Origin of the sequence: Methylomonas lenta, assembly GCF_001644015.1 — a bacterium.
Taxonomy (GTDB): Bacteria; Pseudomonadota; Gammaproteobacteria; order Methylococcales; family Methylomonadaceae; genus Methylomonas; species Methylomonas lenta.
This window is the reverse complement of sequence record NZ_LUUI01000096.1, coordinates 69,181-88,826: the sequence shown is the minus strand read 5'-3', so window position 1 is coordinate 88,826 and position 19,646 is coordinate 69,181. Positions and strand designations below refer to the sequence as shown.

16 protein-coding genes are annotated in these 19,646 nt (G+C 46.4%); 11 read left to right on the top strand and 5 right to left on the bottom strand.

The features are described from left to right. Positions 1–36: 36 nt before the first annotated feature. The 4 genes from A1359_RS09560 to gnd form a co-directional block, all read right to left on the bottom strand. The gene (locus tag A1359_RS09560; protein ID WP_066981542.1) at positions 37–1,179 is read right to left on the bottom strand and encodes a glucose-6-phosphate dehydrogenase assembly protein OpcA; all 1,143 of its coding nucleotides are present in this window, start codon (positions 1,177–1,179) and stop codon (positions 37–39) included. Further along, positions 1,164–2,708: a glucose-6-phosphate dehydrogenase gene (gene zwf, locus A1359_RS09555; RefSeq protein ID WP_066981539.1), complete on the bottom strand. Its 1,545-nt coding sequence runs from the start codon at positions 2,706–2,708 to the stop codon at positions 1,164–1,166. Before zwf ends, A1359_RS09560 begins: the two co-directional genes overlap by 16 nt. A 69-nt stretch (positions 2,709–2,777) precedes the next feature. Continuing rightward, complete coding sequence (locus A1359_RS09550) at positions 2,778–4,373, bottom strand: glucose-6-phosphate isomerase (protein WP_066981535.1); 1,596 nt, start codon at positions 4,371–4,373, stop codon at positions 2,778–2,780. 30 nt (positions 4,374–4,403) lie between these two features. After that, entirely contained in the window at positions 4,404–5,384 is a 981-nt protein-coding gene (gnd, locus tag A1359_RS09545; protein WP_066981532.1) for a phosphogluconate dehydrogenase (NAD(+)-dependent, decarboxylating), read from the bottom strand. Between the two features lie 570 nt (positions 5,385–5,954). Here gnd and A1359_RS09540 point away from each other — a divergent pair. The 4 genes from A1359_RS09540 (at position 5,955) to A1359_RS09525 (ending at position 10,930) form a co-directional block, all read left to right on the top strand. After that, the gene (locus A1359_RS09540; protein ID WP_066981529.1) at positions 5,955–7,658 is read left to right on the top strand and encodes a glycoside hydrolase family 17 protein; all 1,704 of its coding nucleotides are present in this window, start codon (positions 5,955–5,957) and stop codon (positions 7,656–7,658) included. Between the two features lie 88 nt (positions 7,659–7,746). Beyond that, on the top strand, positions 7,747–8,622 hold the full coding sequence (locus A1359_RS09535; RefSeq protein WP_066981527.1) for an NAD(+) kinase: 876 nt from the start codon (positions 7,747–7,749) through the stop codon (positions 8,620–8,622). 12 nt (positions 8,623–8,634) lie between these two features. Next, complete coding sequence (recN, locus tag A1359_RS09530; RefSeq protein ID WP_066981524.1) at positions 8,635–10,311, top strand: DNA repair protein RecN; 1,677 nt, start codon at positions 8,635–8,637, stop codon at positions 10,309–10,311. Between the two features lie 58 nt (positions 10,312–10,369). Further along, positions 10,370–10,930 (top strand): histidine phosphatase family protein, encoded by a 561-nt coding sequence (locus A1359_RS09525; RefSeq protein ID WP_083960573.1) that lies wholly within the window; start codon positions 10,370–10,372, stop codon positions 10,928–10,930. Between the two features lie 51 nt (positions 10,931–10,981). Here A1359_RS09525 and A1359_RS09520 read toward each other — a convergent pair whose 3' ends face one another. Continuing rightward, entirely contained in the window at positions 10,982–11,698 is a 717-nt protein-coding gene (locus tag A1359_RS09520) for a DUF2490 domain-containing protein (protein ID WP_066981520.1), read from the bottom strand. A 633-nt stretch (positions 11,699–12,331) separates the two neighbouring features. On the opposite strand from A1359_RS09520, the gene A1359_RS09515 reads away from it, so the two are divergent. The 7 genes from A1359_RS09515 to A1359_RS09485 all read left to right on the top strand — a co-directional run bounded on the left by A1359_RS09515 (position 12,332) and on the right by A1359_RS09485 (position 19,388). Next, positions 12,332–12,802, top strand: coding sequence for a hypothetical protein (locus A1359_RS09515; protein ID WP_083960575.1), 471 nt, complete (start codon positions 12,332–12,334; stop codon positions 12,800–12,802). 56 nt (positions 12,803–12,858) lie between these two features. After that, the gene (locus tag A1359_RS09510) at positions 12,859–13,518 is read left to right on the top strand and encodes a DUF2076 domain-containing protein (protein WP_066981514.1); all 660 of its coding nucleotides are present in this window, start codon (positions 12,859–12,861) and stop codon (positions 13,516–13,518) included. 14 nt (positions 13,519–13,532) lie between these two features. Continuing rightward, complete coding sequence (locus A1359_RS09505; protein ID WP_232322170.1) at positions 13,533–14,408, top strand: alpha/beta fold hydrolase; 876 nt, start codon at positions 13,533–13,535, stop codon at positions 14,406–14,408. Positions 14,409–14,423: 15 nt separating this feature from the next. Continuing rightward, entirely contained in the window at positions 14,424–15,776 is a 1,353-nt protein-coding gene (locus A1359_RS09500) for a virulence factor family protein (RefSeq protein WP_066981511.1), read from the top strand. 125 nt (positions 15,777–15,901) lie between these two features. Next, positions 15,902–18,484, top strand: a complete 2,583-nt coding sequence (gene mprF, locus A1359_RS09495; protein ID WP_066981507.1) for a bifunctional lysylphosphatidylglycerol flippase/synthetase MprF — start codon at positions 15,902–15,904, stop codon at positions 18,482–18,484. Between the two features lie 57 nt (positions 18,485–18,541). After that, positions 18,542–19,012 carry a hypothetical protein gene (locus A1359_RS09490; protein WP_066981504.1) on the top strand — a complete coding sequence of 157 codons (471 nt, stop codon included), beginning with the start codon at positions 18,542–18,544 and terminating at the stop codon, positions 19,010–19,012. Positions 19,013–19,028: 16 nt separating this feature from the next. Continuing rightward, positions 19,029–19,388, top strand: coding sequence for a hypothetical protein (locus A1359_RS09485; protein WP_066981501.1), 360 nt, complete (start codon positions 19,029–19,031; stop codon positions 19,386–19,388). The last annotated feature ends 258 nt before the right edge of the window (positions 19,389–19,646 follow it).

Below are 19,646 nucleotides of genomic sequence, written 5' to 3'. Positions count from 1 at the left end.
TCCGGGAGTCTAGTTACCTTATGATGTTGTGCTCGGCTATTTTTGAAAAACTGCACTCATGGCTTGTGAAGCCTTAAGTGCATCTTCAAAAAGTTTATCGCGGTTACGTTGCGCTAATTGTGCCGATATCAATGTAGAACGAATTGGAATAGTTGAAGAAAATACACGTGATGGCACTGTAGAGAGTGATTCGACGATGCCAATTCGGTCATGATCCAAGCGCTCAAAACAAATACGACCAGGCTGATCCGCTTGACTCCAGTCGAATAAGACTTGATAAAGCAGAGGTTCACCTTCCGGCAGCCGCTTAACATGGACTTTAATTTCTTTTTGCTTGGATTGAAACCGCCAGACTAATTCGGAATCGGATAATTTTTTTCCATCGATAGCTTTCCATTGCAAGCGACTCGCTAGCCAACCCACCAACAGCCAAGTCATCGCCAACGCATGTGGACCATGTTCTATTTCAATCAGACTTAATGAATCCAATGCCCCGGGTGCGGTTTGTGGATCAAGCACCTGGCTGATCAACTTGCGCCAACTGGCAATTCGCCGCCAGGCAAGATTATGCACTACTTGTGAGTCCTGTTGAGCCGCCACCCAGCGTGTCATGGATGCAACGGCTTTAGCTGGATTAGCCCAGCCCATGTTGTCGTAAATGATTTGGTTGGCTAACTCAGCAAGTTGAAAAAATAATTCACCGGCTTCGGGCGCTGGCTGACGAGATGCCCACCACAATGTAGTCGGAAGATCGCCAACCAGATGAGCCCTCGCCACAGACGGCAACCTATCAACCGCCTCTGCTTTAGCAATCACATCAATTCTTTCTGCACACACCTGCCAGCCTTCATTCAGCTCAGTGTAATAGATACTCACTAGGGATTCGATGCTGCCCTTTTTCAGCTGACCATTGCCGATGAGCAAGAGTACTCGCGCTGGATGAATGTCAACGATGGCTGAGATTTCATTACCAACGTATTCTGCTTGATCTTTATTATCGCAATAGATGATCAAGTTGGACATACAGGCACGCATGACGGTGTGTCCGCCACTGACATCCTGATGGAAGTTTGACCATAATCGTCTAATCGCAAGATCAATATCTGAAATACTGATGCGCTTGGTTTGGGCGGTCAGCATTTTATTTGGACTGGAATAGGCGATCATAACATCCGCCATTTACGGTTATCCGTTTCAATCAGGCGATCAGCTTCTAGTGGCCCCCAAGTACCGGCAGCATATTCCGGTATCCAGCGCGTGCGGCTACTGGCCCAGTTATTCAGAATATTGTCGACATAGGCCCAGGAGGACTCAACCGCATCTCTACGCATAAATAACGTGGCATCGCCAGCCATCACATCCAGTAGTAAGCGCTCATAGGCTTCCGGCGATTGTTCACCAAAAGTGGAACCATAACGAAAATCCATTTTTACCGGGAATATTCTTAGTTTGGCACCTGGCAATTTGGTGGCAATACGCAAAGACAAGCCTTCATTTGGCTGAATACTCAATGCCAGTACATTGGGCTCTAAGGGTTGCTCATGATTGGCATTGAATAAAATAGGCGGTACGCTTTTAAATTGAATAGCAATTTCACTGGCTCGTTTAGGCATGCGTTTACCCGTACGAATGTAAAAAGGTACCCCTGCCCAACGCCAATTGTCGATAAACAATTTCAAAGCCACATAGGTTTCTGTCACAGAATCTTGCGCCACACCAACTTCGCGGCGATAACCCGGTACGTCTTCACCATGATGAAAGCCGGGTCCATACTGGGCTCTGACCACATGCTGATCAAAATCCTCGCTGGTGATGGGTCGCAAACAGTTCAAAATATCCTGGCGATGGTCGCGAATCACATCCGCATCCATCTTCCAGGGTGGCTCCATGGCTATCAAGGTTAGTAACTGCAGGATGTGGTTCTGAATCATATCTCGCAAAGCGCCTGCCTTATCATAATAGCCGGCACGGGTACCAACGCCCTCCTCCTCGGCTACCGTAATCTGTACGTGGTCGATATGCTTGGAATTCCATAAGGGTTCAAAAATTGCGTTCCCAAACCGCATGGCCAAAATATTCTGAACGGTTTCTTTTCCAAGGTAATGATCGATACGATAGATCTGTTGTTCATCAAAGTTTTCCGACAACGTCGCATTCACTTTTCGCGCACTTTCGAGATCACGGCCTATGGGTTTTTCGACAATAATCCGGGAAAAAGGGCTATGTCCATCAACCGGCATCACCAAGCCTGCAGCTTTGAGTTGGCAAACGCAGGTTTCGATTAAATTAGGCGGAATTGCGAGATAAAACACCCGATTGCCAGGAATACCAAAATTGACATCAATTTCATCCAGTCGCTGCTTAAGTTGCTTATAGGCTTCAGGGTTATCCATTGAGCCTTCTAAATAATGCAGACGGGTTTCAAAGTCAGCCCAAAAAGTAGGCTCTAAGGATTGCCTGGAAAACTGTTCAATGCCTTTGCGGGCAAAATCACGGTAGCTGACGTCGTCCATCTTTTCAATGGCAAAGCCCAGCACGGCATAATTAGCCGGTAATTCACCATCTAAGGCTTGATTAAACACCGCCGGCAGCAGTTTACGACGCGACAAATCACCACCACCACCAAAAATAACCAGCGTGCAGGGTTGCGGAGCATGGGCAATATTGATGCCTACGGTCAGCGGGTTATCGTATTGTTGATCGGACACGTAAATTCTCCAGAAGTGGGATTAAAGCAAGTAATGAATGCGATTTATAAGCCTAGGTATAAATATTAGTTAGGCGCTTTCTGTTCGATAACTTACCAAGATTTCACAGGGTTTGTGCAAATCGCCCTGCAAGATAAGTCCACGGTGATTGATGGCCATGTGGCGAACAATTTTGTACACCGTTTCAACTTGATCAGGGGTATGGACTTTTTCCGCCAAAGATTCAAGCGATAATGGCTCGGGTGTTTCCCTAAGTACTTTTACGATCAATTGCTGTAGGGCCAAAAATTGGGTGGCGGCTTTTTTACCTGCTTCCACGCCGGGTTGGTGATAGGCATTGACATTGATTAAACTGGCATATAACCCTACTGCACGTTCATAAAGGGCAATTAAAGCACCAATATTGATTGCGTCGACCCGTTCCAAGGTAATCGTTAGTGAGGCACGCCCATTTTCATACAGTGCCTCTCGGGTACCTTGTAAGCAACCAAACAAGAAATCGCCCGACATGGCATCCGGCTCAATTTCGATAGACGGGCCTTGGCGATCTTCCAGGACTTCAATGAAGGTCGCAAAGAAATTACCCACTCCTTCCCGCAACTGTTGCACATAGGCGTGCTGATCAGTAGAGCCTTTGTTGCCATACACCGTAATACCTTGATGGACGATATTGCCATCCAAATCAAATTCTTTACCTAAGGACTCCATGACTAATTGTTGCAAGTAACGTGAGAATAGCAATAGGCTGTCCTTGTAAGGCAGGATCACCATATCTTTTTCGCCTTTCCCATCGCCCGCTGCGTACCAGGATAAGGCCAGTAAAGCGGCCGGATTATTTTTAAGCTCCGGTATTCGGGTAGCCTGATCCATGATTTTGGCACCTTCAAGCATGGACTTGATGTCTATGCCAATCAAAGCCGCTGAGAGCAAGCCCACCGAGGATAATTCAGACGTGCGACCACCCACCCAATCGAAAATCGGTAATTTGGCTAACCAGCGGTCACATTGCTCCTCTTCATCCATTTTACTGCCGTCCATCGTCAAGGCGACGGCGTAATCGGGGAAATGTAAACCCAATTCATTATATGCATGCTTGACTTCTAACATGCCGTTGCGCGTTTCCGAGGTACCGCCGGATTTACTGATAACAATCACCAAAGTGGTTTTCAGCCGATCTTTAAGCCGCGTCAGAATGCGGTCTATCCCAGCCGGGTCAGTATTGTCGATAAAATGCAGATTCAATGGTGGAATATCCGGGCCAATGGCATCTGCGACAAACTGCGGACCTAACGCAGAACCACCAATACCAATAGAGATAATGTCAGTAAATTGTGGCTCATACGGCGGATGAATAATGCCGTGATGGACCCTACGGACAAAATCGTCAATATGTATCAAAGTGGTTTCAATTTCCTTTTTGAACTGTGGCGGCGCAAGGTCGGGATTACGCAACCAATAGTGTCCTACCATCCTGTTTTCATCAGGATTGGCAAGCGCACCGGCTTCCAATGCAGCCATATCCAGGAACGCCTTATTAAATTTAGGTTCTAATTTTGCAATTAGTTCATCATCAAAAAACATCCGGCTAATATCCAGATAAAAGCCTAAACCATCATGAAAATACAGCCAATCTTGATAACGTTGCCAGAGTTTTTTTGAAGTCATATTAATAAATTAGTAAGTTGGATTAGAAGTTCAGCTTAATTTTTTTTCGATGTGACCACCGAACTTTTTACGCATTGCAGAAATCATCTTATCGGAAAAGGTATTTTGTTGCCGCGAACGAAAACGCGCATACAGCGCAGCCGTTAACACATGAGCAGGCACCGCCTCATCAATCGCGGCTTGCACTGTCCAACGGCCTTCGCCGGAGTCTTCCACATAACCGGAATAGGTTGATAAATCAGGGTCTTCAACCAAGGCCGTAGCGGTTAGATCCAGTAACCAGGAGCTAACCACACTGCCGCGACGCCAGACTTCTGCAATATCAGTCAGATTCAGGTTATAGCGTAAATTGTCCGGCAAATTTTCCGAGTCGGCATTACGCATAATATCGAAACCTTCCGCATAAGCCATCATCATGCCGTATTCAATACCATTATGTATCATCTTAACGAAATGCCCAGAACCCGCCGGGCCGCAGTGGATGTAACCTTGTTCGACTGTGTTAGGCGCATCGGTTCTGCCTGGAGTAAGTTCAATGTCGCCTTTGCCGGGCGCCAGCGTTTTAAAAATCGGATCAAGTAAATCGACTGCGATCTCTGGGCCGCCAATCATCAGGCAATAACCTCTTTCAACCCCCCAAACGCCGCCGCTGGTACCAACGTCAACATAATGGATGCCTTTTTCAGCTAATAACTCAGCGCGGCGTACGTCATCCTTATAAAAGGAATTGCCGCCATCCACAATCACATCGCCGCTATCTAATAATTCTGCAACACCCATCACCGTCGATTCGGTGAGCTCTCCGGCTGGCACCATGCACCAAACAATCCGAGGCGTTTGCAACTTTGCCACAAAGTCTTGCAAACTGGTTGCACCCTCAGCACCCTCGATGACTAGCGCATCTACATTGGCACTGTTAACGTCAAAGCCGACACAGTGATGTCCATCTGCCATTAAGCGTCTGACCATATTGGCGCCCATCTTACCCAGCCCTATCATACCTATTTGCATTGCGATCTCATTTTTGTGGTTCATGAAGTGTAACTATTTTTCAACCAAAATCATTAAATAATGGCTTTATGTTAAATGATCTTAAAATCTGCTTGGCACTGACTATCTGCTCCATTGTTAAGGTATTTTGATTGTTTAATATAGTCTCTGTAAAAAACAGGATCGGAGTCTTGCTCAAATTTTGCCCAAAAAAAAGCGCCCTACGCTGAATGTGAATTACATTCGGTGCAGGACGCCATTGTCCAGTTGACAAACAGAGTAAGCCCAGGAGTGAACTTGATAATAAATGAGCAAAATAAGTGCCAAATAAAAATAATCTTTATAATCAAAACTATACGGATTTTAACAGCACTATTGCAAGCTTTTTTCGCACTAAAAGAAGGCAGCATCTGCAGAAATACGCACAACTATGGTTCACAACATGAATCATCATACCTTGGTTGGACATAGACTAAACTTTACACTCTCTTAAACAAACTATAGAAATCATGTCCGGCAGTGAAATAATTTGCCTCCAATTGCGCACTGTATAATAGCGTTTCAAAATCGCCCACCAACCACACCGTATCAATGCAATCCGTAAAACTTTTGTTCTGCCTGATTTTTATCCTTCTTACTCACGCCACCATTGCCTGGTTAATCAATCAACCCCAAGACGCAGGCCCGGATGTACCCTCAGGCAAATTACGCAGCTTATCTTTTGCGCCTTACCACGACGGCTTTAGCCCCATAGAGCAAAAATTTCCAGAACCTGGGCATGTCGATGCCGACGTGCGTGTGGTCGCTGATAAAACCTACAACATCCGCACTTACTCTGTTCGTGGCGGCATGCAACCAACACCGGAATTTGCTCGTCAATATGGTGTGGATATGATCATGGGTGGCTGGCTGGGCGATGGGCACCCGGAAAATAAAATTGAAATCCAAACACTAATACAAGCCGCCAACCAAAACCAGGATGTGGTGAAACGGGTTATCGTCGGTAATGAAGTCTTGCTGCGCAAGGACATGGATATCGACACGCTGATCGGCTACATTCGCCAAGTCAAACAAGCCGTCAAACAACCTGTGACCTATGCTGATGTTTGGTCGAGTTATATGCAATACCCACAGCTATTTAATGAAGTCGACTTCATCACCATTCATATATTGCCCTATTGGGAAGACGAACCCGTGGCGATTGAAAATGCCGCAGAGCATGTGGAAAAAATCGTCAAACAAATTCAAGACAAAGCGCGCAGTATGGGGGTAAACAAACCTATTTTGATCGGTGAATCCGGTTGGCCGGCAGTGGGCCGGCAACGCGGATCTGCTGTGCCTAGCGTTGTGAATGAGGCTCGTTTTATCCGCGAATTGATTCAAGTTGCCGATCGGCAAGGCTTTGATTACAACATCGTTGAAGCGTTTAACCAACCCTGGAAAAGTAACAGCGAAGGCGTGGTCGGTGCTAACTGGGGCATGTTGGACATCAATCGTGAACCGGTGTTTCCACTCACCGGCCCCGTCATGGAAAAGCCGAATTGGTTGCTGCATTTTGCCTGGGCCACTGCTTTATATTTAATCCTTGTGGCTTTTTATTTCAAACGTTTGCAAATACTGTCTACCCTGCGTTTAGTCTTATTTTTAAGCTTGACTCAAGTTCTCAGTGTTTGCCTGATTAATCTGGTCGATTATCTTTGGCAGACAAGTTACAGCGACTGGCAACGTTTCTATACAGTCGGGATGGTGATGGCTAACACCGCTCTAGGTATCTTGTTGACGCAACGCTGGTATGCATTATTAAGTGATAGTCCTAGTGGCGAATTTTGGGCAAAAGCTCTGGACTATGCTTACCGGCTATTTGCTTGTCTAGCCGTTTACAAAACTTATTACTTGGCTTTTAACGGCCGCTATTTGAGCTTTCCTGTCGAACAATTTGCTATTCCTGTTGTCGGCATCCTCGGTTTGATGGCTTGCGTCGGCTGGTCCAAAAGCCGCTGCAATTTTGCAGATTTCAAGCTTACTGAACTGATGGGTAGCCATTTATTAAATCCCTATCAGCGCTATTTAGCCTATTTACTCAGCTTTGGCGTTGTTGCCGTGGTGATTGGTGAAATCTATTCCTTCATGTCGGCTTACGATTTTATCCAGGCCCATCCTGATTTTTCTGAAGGCCTCCCCGTGGCACTGGGTTACAGCTTGCAAAATCAACAATTAGTCAGTTGGCTGTTTTGTATACTGATTTTATCGTTACCTTTTTGGCCCAGCAGCAGAACTAAAAGTGCAAAAGCTTGAGACTCACTAAGTCACAAGCACGATCAAACGACGCAACGGTGGGTTTGTTTGTATAATCGACCTCAGTTTTTTTAACCACTTTTAGACCATGCCCACACCTTTTCATCGCATTGGCATTATCGGCAAGTTTGGCGACCCCGGAATTGCTGCAACGCTAAATGAGCTCTATGGTTTTTTACTCGCTCGCGGGCATGAGGTGTTACTGGAAACCGAAAGTGCCGGCCTAATTAGTGATGCAGAAATCAATGGTCTGCATATCGAACGCTTGCCTGAATACTGCGACTTAATTATCGCTGTCGGCGGTGATGGGACTTTCCTGGCGGCCGCTCGTGCGGCAGCGGATTTTGAAATTCCTTTGGTGGGCATTAATCTAGGCCGCTTGGGTTTTTTGGTCGACATTTCACCGGAACAATTTACCAGCCGCTTGGAACCCATTCTGAATGGACAGTATAAAATTGAGCGGCGTTGCATGCTGCACACCAGCATCTTTCGAGATGGCGAGATCATTCACAGGCAAACCGCCGTCAACGAAGTGGTCGTGCATCGCTGGGTAACGCCGAGCATGATAGAGATTGTCACCAGCATCGACGGGGTTTATCTGAATACTCAACGTTCCGACGGTCTGATTATCGCCACCCCAACTGGCTCGACAGCCTACTCCTTGTCAGCGGGCGGGCCCATTCTGCATCCTGGCTTAAGTGCTTTGGTTTTGGTACCCTTAAATCCGCATACCCTATCCAATCGCCCTATTGTCATCGATGACAATGTAGAAATCGAAATTGGCTTTAGTCAAACCAAACAAATTAATGCCTTGGTCACCTGCGACCATTTGGAAATCCCCGATGTCTTAATCGGCGACAAAATTGTGATTCGAAAAGCGGATAAAACCATTAAAATTTTGCACCCGGAAGACCACGATTATTTCAACATTCTTAGAAGCAAACTCAACTGGAGCCGCGGCTAGCCTGCCTGACTTATGCTATTAAATTTGAATATCATTGATCTGGCCGTCGTTGACGCCCTCGATCTCGATCTGGAACCCGGCATGTCAGTATTGACTGGCGAAACCGGCGCCGGTAAATCCATCTTACTCACTGCGCTGGGTTTGGCGCTAGGCGACCGTGCTGACTCAGGCTATGTTCGGCCCAATAGCAAACGCGCCGAAGTGAATCTGGAATTTGATTTAAGCCAAGCGCCAGTGGTAAAAAACTGGCTGGCAGAAAAGGAACTTGACGACGATGGCCAATGCCTGGTGCGCCGCACCATCAGTGAAGATGGTCGCTCAAAAGCCTATATCAACAACCGGCCGGTCAATCTGCAAATCCTGCAAGCCTTGAGCCGGCAACTGGTGGAAATCCATGGTCAGCATGCCCACTTAACCTTGCTGGACAAAGAAGAACAACGCCTGTTACTGGATGATTTTGCCCAAAATCAAGCGCTACTGGAAAAACTCAACAGCTGCCATCAAAACTGGAAACTAAGCCAAAAATCCTTGCAACAAATGCTTAAAGCCGGCACTGATCAAGCCGAGCGCGAAGAGTTACTGCGTTATCAATTAGAAGAATTGCAGCAACTGGATTTGGAAAATTTTGATTATCAGGCGTTAGCCGATGAACACAACAAACTGGCTAATTTAGAGCAAATTTTAAGCGTCGGTCAGCAGCAACTGGATATCTTGTACGATAACGACCAGCAATCGGTCACGCAAATGCTGGGGCACTGTATCCATGCCATAGGCGAATTAACCACCTATGCCAACGAAATGTCTGAGGTTAGCGATTTGCTGACATCAGCTGAGATTCAAATCGGTGAAGCCGCCCAGCAATTACGCCGATTTCTGGAAAATCAGGAAGCCGACCCGCAACAACTAATCCGGCTGGAAAATCAAATCGGCATCGTGCAAAACCTCAGCCGCAAACATAAAACCACTCCGGAAGAATTACCAAAATTAGCCGCTCAATTAGCCACCGAACTGGACAACATCAACCACAGCAGCGAACGCATCGAAAGCCTGACACTGGACTGCGAAAAGCTATTAAAACAATACCAACAACTAGCAAACGAATTATCTGCCAGCCGCAGCCGAGCAGGTAGCGAATTGCAACAACGCATTTCCGATACCATCAAGGAACTGGGCATGCCGCATGGTGAGTTTGTAGTGAAAATAACGCCCGACCAAAACACCGAACCACAACGCAATGGCACCGATACCATCGAATTCTTAGTCAGCACCAACCCCGGTCTGCCGGCAAAACCGTTAGCCAAAGTGGCATCCGGCGGTGAGTTATCGCGTATCAGTCTGGCAATTCAAGTCACCACCAGCACCGACAAAACCACCCCAACCATGATTTTTGATGAGGTCGATTCGGGTATAGGTGGCGGCATTGCCGAAATCGTCGGCCAAAAACTGCGCCGTTTAAGTAAAAATCGGCAAGTGCTATGCGTGACCCATCTACCGCAAGTCGCTTCGCAAGCGCATCAGCATTTGTTTGTAGCTAAAAACCAGCATGCAGCCGTTACGTCATCGACTGTGCGTCAATTAAGCCATGAAGAACGCGTGGATGAAGTCGCTCGCATGCTGGGCGGCGTCACCATCACCGAAAACACCCTGGCGCATGCAAGGGAGATGCTGGAGATTGGGAAAATTAATTAGCCTACTTGGCTGGAAAATATTATGAACCGAGTGAACATCTCTAGTAAGGAGAGTCTCAATGATGTACCGTAACCTAACATCAATTTTTGCAATTATCTTAGTATTCATTTACCCCATCGCAAGCATTGCTGAAAGCATGCCGGATGATAGCTTAAAAGTGGTTATCATCCGGCATGGCGAAAAACCGAACGATGGCGACAATCTTTCCTGTCAAGGCCAAAATAGAGCACTACAATTGCCGACAGTTCTCTATAACAAGTTCGGTCGGCCTGACCAAACTTATGTCCCTTCCCTAAGCCTTGGCCTATCCACCAAGCACGCCAGAATGTTCCAAACAGTTTCGCCATTTGCCATCCAATACAACCTAACGGTAAATAGCCAGTTTGACGAGAAAGACTATCAGAATGTCGCCACCGAAGTTCTAAACAAAACTGGCACGGTGTTACTGGTATGGGAACATAGCGCGATTCACCATCTGGCGAAAAAGTTGGGTGTCAAAAACTCACCTGATTGGAACGATGATGATTTCGACAGTATATGGATCATTACATTTGCCGAAGGTGTCGCCTCTTTATCAGTAGATAATGAAGGATTGCAACCCTCTGAGGATTGCCAATAATAAGGCTGAAAATTAGGCTTTGCTGATTTATGCAACAAAGCCTTAGACTGCTCAAAATCTATAACTCAGATTGAACTGCGCATTATGTATAAACAGTTTATTTCCGCCCAGGGCATCCACGTATTGACCCAAATAACCTAAATCAGCACCTAATTCTTTGGTAAATTGATAACTAAAGCCCCCCAATGCGCGATTTTCGCTAAAGCCGGTACGACCAAATGTATTGGTATTAACATAGCCCATTACTTCATCACCTACATAAACCCTTAAATCTTTATTGATGAATTCCAGCGGATAACTTAGCTGAAATAACTGCCTAAAGCGACCACCCACATCACCGGTATCCTGGCGTATGCGTTCCTCAAATCGAGTCCGACTAGTAAATCGAAGCTCATCGAAGTTGGAGTTCCACAAGAAATCCTGGTAAGGCCGGCTCTCTTGAAAAGCCAGTTTATCTAAAGGATGTATCCAGTCATGCACATAACCCACCCAAATGCTGGCATTCTGATTAATGGCATACCCCACTTGGCCGAACAGCAGATTTTCACTAAATCGCTGACCATCCGGAGTATCCCCGCGTGTGCGTGCCTGCTCCAGAATCTGCCAGCGAAAGTCTTTTAAGTTGTCCGACAGTTTTGCGAAACTGCCTGACAAAGTCAGCGAATTCCAGCTACCCGACATATCAGTGGTGTCCGCCATGCTCAGAGGTGCGTACAGAGCACCGATAACAGGCAAATATTTCAAAGTAACTAAAAACTTGTTCCGCATAATTCACCTATAAAAACATCAGCTAAAGCTTAATTAATCAACCCGAAACTCAAAACCAAAATGGATTGAGACTCTTGTTCGATTCCAATCAACACAGAGACAATTAATAAAAGCAGTCGCTAGTTTTGAGTCTAATCCGGAAAATCCCTAATCCTAACCAGCGACTGACTTAAACTTAATAGAGCCAAAAGCGTGCCAACTGCTTAAGCCTTGTCAGAACTGTGCTTGATAGCTTTGTTTGAAATTAATTGGTGATAATGCACCGCTAAAACTGGTTGAAAAACACAAGCCAGCATCAATATCCATGTACTCAATAAACGCAACTGCTGGCTGAGGCTGAATTTCATGTATGACGCACAACCAGTAAGAATATAATGACTTTGATAGCTATCAGGTTTAGTCGGTGGGTGACTTGGCGAGACAGGTTTGGTTGAAAAATAGGGATTAGTGATTTAAATACCCCTGGTATTCTGGGTCAAACACCTTACGTATCTCAAGCCCTCTCCAAATAAAAGACTAATTCCACCCTTTCCAAGCAAAAGCTGAATGGCATAATTCCTGCGATAAGTTAACTAACAGTGTTGAAATCGCTTGAAAATACAAACATTTTTTTTAAACAACAATGAGGACAATATGCATAAATTTTTGATTTCCAGCCTAACTAGCGCAGCTATATTTTTAAGCTTCAACATCAATGCGGAGCCCAGCCAATCAGTTAGCATTCCAGCCAAAGTCAGCGCTAATATCTTAAAAAGACATCCGACTGCTCAGGAAATGAAAGGCTCACCTGAAACACACTTTGGCCAAAAGCTGTTGGAAGTTAGCTTCAAGGTTGATACCGGTGAAACGCTAATGGAGTTATTTACCGAAAATGGCCATCTTTTTACTAATGAAATATTGGTAGACAGCTATGACGGCATTTCGCAAGCGGCCATCGGCACGTTAAAAACTGAATTCCCCAACTTCACCCTACAAAAAATTGAATTAATTGGCAACCCTAATGATGCAGGGGAGGAATATGAGATTTATCTGACTAGCGAGGGCCAGCAATGGAAGGTATCGATCAACGATGCAGGCACCATAGAAGACAAACAGCATTATTAACTCAACAACACAATGCAACTTTATCAGCACAACTTTGACAGCGTGGAGTTTTCAATATGAACAATCAAGAACAAACCCAATTGACTCAATTTTTAAACCAATTGGTTGATGTGAATTTAACTGAAAAGGACAGCGCCGCGGAAGCTCTCATTCGCGAAGCCATAGCTCGTCAACCGGATGCGGCCTATTTGTTGGTACAACGCAGTTTATTACAAGACCAGGCACTGCAAGCGGCTCAAGCAAAAATCACTGAGTTACAACATCAGATACAACAAAGCCCCGCTAAACCGGCTAACAGTTTCTTGAATGGTGATCCCTGGGCGCCGGCTGCTGCGAGTTCCAATGGGGTACCGGGAGCCAATAGTTATCAAATACCCAATACACCTCAAGCGCCAGGCAATCCGGCTTTTTCAAGAGCGGCAGCACAGAATCCGGGGCCTGGTTTTGGTTCCAGTTTCCTGGGCAATGTCGCCACGACTGCGGCCGGCGTGGTGGCCGGTTCGTTTTTGTTTCAAGGCATTGAAAATTTAATGGGCCATCACCAGCCTGGCTTGGGGCAACAAGCAGCTAACACCCCAGCCACCGAGCAGAACATAGTCAATAATTATTACGGCGACGATCAACAACCTGACACCAGCAACCATAGCGATTATCTGGCCAGTGATGATAGTGATGGCTTTTTCGATGACGGTGACTCAGATTCGGACTGGGTTTAATCAACCTGGAAACCATGCCCAGCCTCAAGCACCATCCACTGTTTCTGATGTTTGGGCTGCTGACATTGGCTTTAGGCTTCAGTCTGTGGTTGTGGCTGCGGCCAATGTCGACTAACTTTTTGAATTACCTGTTTTGGAAATACACCACTCGGGTAGTTGTGCAAACCGGTACGCTTAAAAACCATGGCGCCAACATAAAATATGTCGCATATGGTAGTGGCGAGCCGGTTTTGCTGTTGCATGGCGGACTCAGCAACAAACTCAGCTGGTTTTCGCAACTGCCATGGCTGGTTGAAAAAGGCCGTCGAGTGATATTGATCGACACTCGCGGCCATGGCGAATCCACGACCGGTCATGCGGCACTAAATTACCAAACCTTTGCCGATGACACCTTAAAGGTGCTGGATAAACTAAAAATCCAGCGTACCGATATCATCGGCTGGAGTGACGGCGGTATTATCGCGCTGATACTGGGTCTGGAAGCGCCGCAGCGGGTAGCTAAAATTGTCGCCATTAGCGCCAACTTTCATCCTTCTGGCGTGATTACAGCCGGCGATGTAGCACAACAGCCTAATGCCAAGCTAAAGCTGTTAGCCTGGTTGCGCGCTTGGTGGTCTGGTGCGGGTGATCGACATGAAAGCCTGGAAGCGCAAATCAAACACTTATGGCGCGTCGCCCCGCAATTGGATCACGCCGATTTGCAGGCCATTACCGCGCCAACCTTGGTCATTGCCGGCGAAAACGACATCATAGACTTACCGCATTCGGGCGAACTGGCGCAGAGTTTAAAGCAGGGTCAACTGGAGATTGTGCTGGGAGCAGGTCATGCCGCGCCAGTTACTCATGCTGAGCAAATCAATCATTTGATAGCCTCCTTTCTGCATCTTTAGCGCGGAGATCAATCAGTGAAAATCAAAAGATTGTTGCTGTTGTTTGTCACAGTCACAGCGTTAGTTATCGCGCTGACATTCGCCGCAAAAATAAAACCGCCCATCCTACATAGCTCACTGAATACTGATGAGCTGAAGACCATCAGCGTCTCCGAACCACTCTGGGGCTCTCAGGCACTGGCGGTGGTTTTTGTCGACACGCAAAAGTTTGATGCTAAAGCATTAGGCCAACGCATTGCACGCTTGGGATTGACGGCGGCGATAGTGGATGACGGGGAGTTTTTTAATATCTTTACCACCCAAACTGAGCAATGCCTGGGCGACGACAGTATTAATATGTTGTTGACCGATTTGGCTAGTCAACTATCGCAGCCGGCAAATAGTCAAATGATACTCGCCGGCATTGCAGAGGGTGCTGTCGTACCGTTTGTTAATGCGTTATCAAGCTCCGGTAACGACGCCCGAAATCTATCTATTGCTTTCTCGGTAAAATTACCCGCCGAACTGAGCTTGTGTCCGCCTTTACTTAGCCAGCATCAGGATAAATTCCAGACTTTGACTTCAGCCACGGCAATCGAAGATAACTGGCGCGCGGTTTGGACCGATCAACCCGCCGATGAGACTGGCGTATTCATCCGTAATTTGGGTAACGTCGACACAAGGATTGCGCCTTACGATACCCCGCTGGATGAGGTACTAATTGAAGAGCTAAATACGATTTTAGGTAACGACAATCAGTCAGCTCCACCCATGCCGGTGGTAGAAGTTCCCACCGCCAGAGCCAGCGACAGCCTGACTTTGTTTTATTCCGGCGATGGCGGTTGGCGTGATCTGGATAGAACCGTAGCAGGGGAAATGGTTGGGCAAAACTATCCTGTGGTTGGCGTCGATGTATTGCGCTATTTCTGGGAGCACAAAACCCCTGAACAAGCCGCTGCCGATTTATCTGCCACCCTGGCCTACTACCGAAAACACTGGGGAGTTAAATCCTTTGTGCTGGCCGGCTATTCCTTCGGTGCCGACATTCTGCCGCCCATTTACAACCGTTTGTCGCCAGCAGATCAGGATAGCGTTTCGCTGTTGGTACTGCTGGCCTTGGCCGATCATGCCGATTTTGAAATACATGTGTCCGGCTGGCTGGGGCAAGCAGGTGGTGAACTTGCTTTGGCGCCGGAACTGGCAAAAATGCCAAAACAAAAAATTTTATGTGTGTACGGTGTCGAAGAAAAAACTCAAACCGCCTGCACCGGTTTGGCGAATACGGCAGCAAGATTGCTTGAATTGCCAGGCGGACATCATTTCGACCAAGATTATCCTAAATTGACTGATCAAATTTTAGACGTCTATCGCCAGCACAACATTCATTAATCACACCGAGTTTATCGCTCCGGTGTTCCTATGGCATTTGGCATTAGTCTTTTATTGCTATTTACTCATAGTCGCGGCTAGCATGGCCGACAAAAACAAAACTTAAGTTGAGATAAAAATTCAATATGATCAAAGTAAGCCTAAGTCGCCAGCTCCAGAAAATAGTGCAGTTTCTGCCGGTTTTGCTGTTTGGCTGTGCACTATATATCGTGCACCAGCAACTGAAACAGCACCAGTTAAGCGAAATTCTGTCATCGTTGGCAAGCACACCGTTCAAAATCATCGGCGCTGCCGGGTTACTAATGCTGATGAATTACTTGGTGCTGGTTGGTTACGATTGGCTGGCGCTACGCTTTACCGGGCATAGAAACATTCCTTTACCCAGAATGGTCGCCGCGGCTTTATTGAGCTATGCCATCAGTAATAATACCGGGCATGCCTGGGCTTCAGGCGGCTCGATTCGTTACCGGTTTTATTCAAAATGGGGCGTGCCGGGTTGGGATATTTTAAAAATTTCGTTTTTCCAGGCCATTACCTATTTACTGGGTGCGCTGAGCTTGGGCTTGTTGGGCAGCCTGTTATTACCCTATTACCTGAGTAGCGCAGAACAAGACCCGCCGGCCATTCATTTGGTCAGTTTGGTTTGTGCCGCTAGTTTGATCGGTTATTGGGCAGCCATCTTTTTATGGCGTAAACCCTTATTAGTCAAAGGCTTTGAATTATATTTGCCTTCGCCCAGCATGACTTTCTGGCAAACCCTGGTATCCAGTGTCGATGTGATTTTATCGTCATTAGTGCTGTGGGTGCTGTTGCTGGGTAAGGTCGACATCGACTTTGGGGCCTTTTTGGTGGTATTTGTAGTCGCTCAGGTGATTGGGGTTATTAGCCAGGTGCCCGGCGGTATCGGCGTATTCGAAAGCGCGTTTCTCTGGTTGATGTCGGATGTACAAGTCACAGATCAACATTTAACTCTGATCAGCGCCTTATTGCTGTATCGAGTGATTTACTATTTTGTACCCTTGCTTTTGGCCGGTAGTGGCCTGTTGGGTTTTGAGGTGTATAGCCGCCGACATCTGATCATCGAAAGTAGCATGACCGTGAGTCGGTTACTTTCAGGCATCTTACCGCAACTGTATTCATTGTTATTGCTGTTAGCCGGCAGTGTGCTTTTGGTATCCGGTACTATTCCGGCTAATGCCAATGCCTTGAACTGGCTGAGTAATTTATTGCCTTTACCGGTAATCGAGTTATCGCATATGACCGGCAGCCTGGTTGGCTTGCTACTGTTATTTCTAGCCCGAGGCATACACCTCAAGATAGATGCTGCCTGGTATGCCAGTTTGATACTGTTGGGCTTGGGTGTTATCGCCTGTTTGTTAAAAGGTGCTGAATGGCGTGAAGCGCTGCTGTTGTTAGCAATTTTGGCCTTGTTCCTGCCCACCCGCAGCCATTTTCAACGCCATTCTTCGTTGTTGCGTATGCCGTTTTCCAAATCCTGGCTGACAGCTACATTGATGGTACTGGGTGGTAGTTGTTGGCTAGGATTTTTCTCGCATCGTAATCTGGCCTATTCAAACGAATTATGGTGGCAGTTTTCATATGATGGCAGTGCTCCACGCTTTTTACGCGCCTGGCTGGTATTGACTGTAATCGCGGTTTGCTACGGTATTTGGCGTTTATTCAGCCAAGCCCCGCCACACCCTTTTAGCAAACCCACAACTGCGGATCTGGACCAGGCTCAAAGCCTGTTAATTCAAGCCGACCATACACAAGGCTATTTGGCATTGCTGGGTGATAAATATCTTTTTTGGAACCCGGAGCGTAGCGCTTTTATTATGTTTGCCACCACACCGCAATTCTGGATTGCTATGGGCGACCCGGTCGGCGAGTCAAAAGCCGTTGAAAGCTTACTCTATCAACTGCAGGAACAAGCGGATTGCTATGGAGCAAAACTGGTGTTTTATCAAGTCAGTCCGCAATGTCTGCCTTATTACCTTGATTTGGGATTATCCTTGTTCAAACTGGGTGAAGAGGCCCGCGTCAATCTAGCTAACTTTAGCTTACAGGGCAAACAACGCGATGCTCAACGGAGTGCGCGGAATAAATTTGGCAAACTAAATTATGCTTTTGAGATTTTAACGGGCTCTGCTGTTGTAGACGCCATGCCGCTGTTGCAGCAAATTTCCGATGCCTGGTTAGCCAAGAAAAATACCTCAGAAAAAGGTTTTTCACTGGGATTTTTTAAAGCAGAATATTTACTCCGCACCGACGTTGCCGTGATCAAAGACCCGGACGGACACATCAAAGCCTTTGCCAATATCTGGCAAACTGCAGGACTAGATGAATTATCGATCGATTTAATGCGCTATGATCCGGACAGTCCAAACGGTATTATGGACTTTTTATTTGCCGAGTTGATGCTGTGGGGCAAAGCCGGAAACTACCAATGGTTTTGCTTAGGCATGGCGCCCCTGGCCGGACTGGAACACCGCCGATTGTCACCCTTGTGGCATAAAATCGGCGCGACTATTTTTGAGATGGGCGATCAGTTTTACAATTTTGAAGGTTTGTACGAATACAAGGCCAAGTTTGCCCCGCAATGGCAGCCGCGTTATTTGGCGGCACCTGCCGGCTTGTCGGTGCCATTCATCCTGATGCAAATCACCCGACTGATTTCAGGTGGCTGGCAGGGGATATTCAGCAAGTAAACCCAGCCAGCCTCAATCACCCCTACTTTTTATTCATTTCTAAATCCGGAGGATTTTATGTTTTATGCAAAGTTTTTAATCGCCCTACTGATGGTTTTATTTCATTTAAACACTGCTGTAGCTGCCGAAATAACTCAGGTGAAATTTGATAGCTTACCCGAGGCGGTAAAAAAAACCACTCTGGCTATCATCGACCAAAAAGACATCAGCAAACTATCCCAGATCAACGACAACAATTTGATCAGATTCGAAATCGAAGCCGATAAAACGGAAAATAACCAAGACGTAGTTGCGTTGGAGTTGGTGATTGCAAGCAATGGCAAGCTGATGAAACTGGCCAAGGAAGTACCTTACTATGCCTTAAGCTATCCTCAGATGCAGGAAATCGAAAAACGCTATCCTGGCATTAAAGTGACTGAGGCTGAGTCTGTAGATCTACATTTTTATGATGTGGTCGGTAATATCAATGGCCTAGCCATTAATTTCAGACTTTATGAAGATGGTTTAATCGAAGACCAAAGTAAATAAACCCCAGGTAACAGCCATGTCAACCAAACCAAACCATCATCTACTGTTAAAAACTCTAATATTAGGTGGCCTGATCGCCGCGCTGGTTTACCTGTTTCATCCAGGTGTAGGTCAGTTTAGCTTGCTAATCAATGGCCAGCCAGTTGCTGAACCTTTATTTCGGCTGGCCGCTATACCCGCTTTGTTGCTAGTGATGCTGTTTATTGGCGTTCTGAGTGTGCTGGCTATGCTGGGTGTGGGCATGTTTATTTTTATGGGCGTGCTTGGCTTTTCGCTACTGAGTATCTTGATTATTGCCCCGTATTTTTGGCCGGTGTTATTAGTGTTTTTGGTGATAGTTTTAATCATGTCTTCTGGCGGTAGTAAAAACACCTAGAGGGCTGTTGCTGTTTTGTAGCCACACCCATGAAAAAACCCCTTATCTCAGTAATTGATTTTTTCGGTAAAAACAAACAAACAAACAAACGATGTTGCGACATAATTTAACGATGTACTCTAAGTGTCTTGGTTTTATACCAAGATGCTTAGCTTTTGACTGCGGGGAAACGGAGTTTTTATTCAAATTCAGTTTCTTGTTTGTGCTTTTTACCCTCTTCTTTCAACGCGTAATCCCCACTGAATGTATCTTCACCAT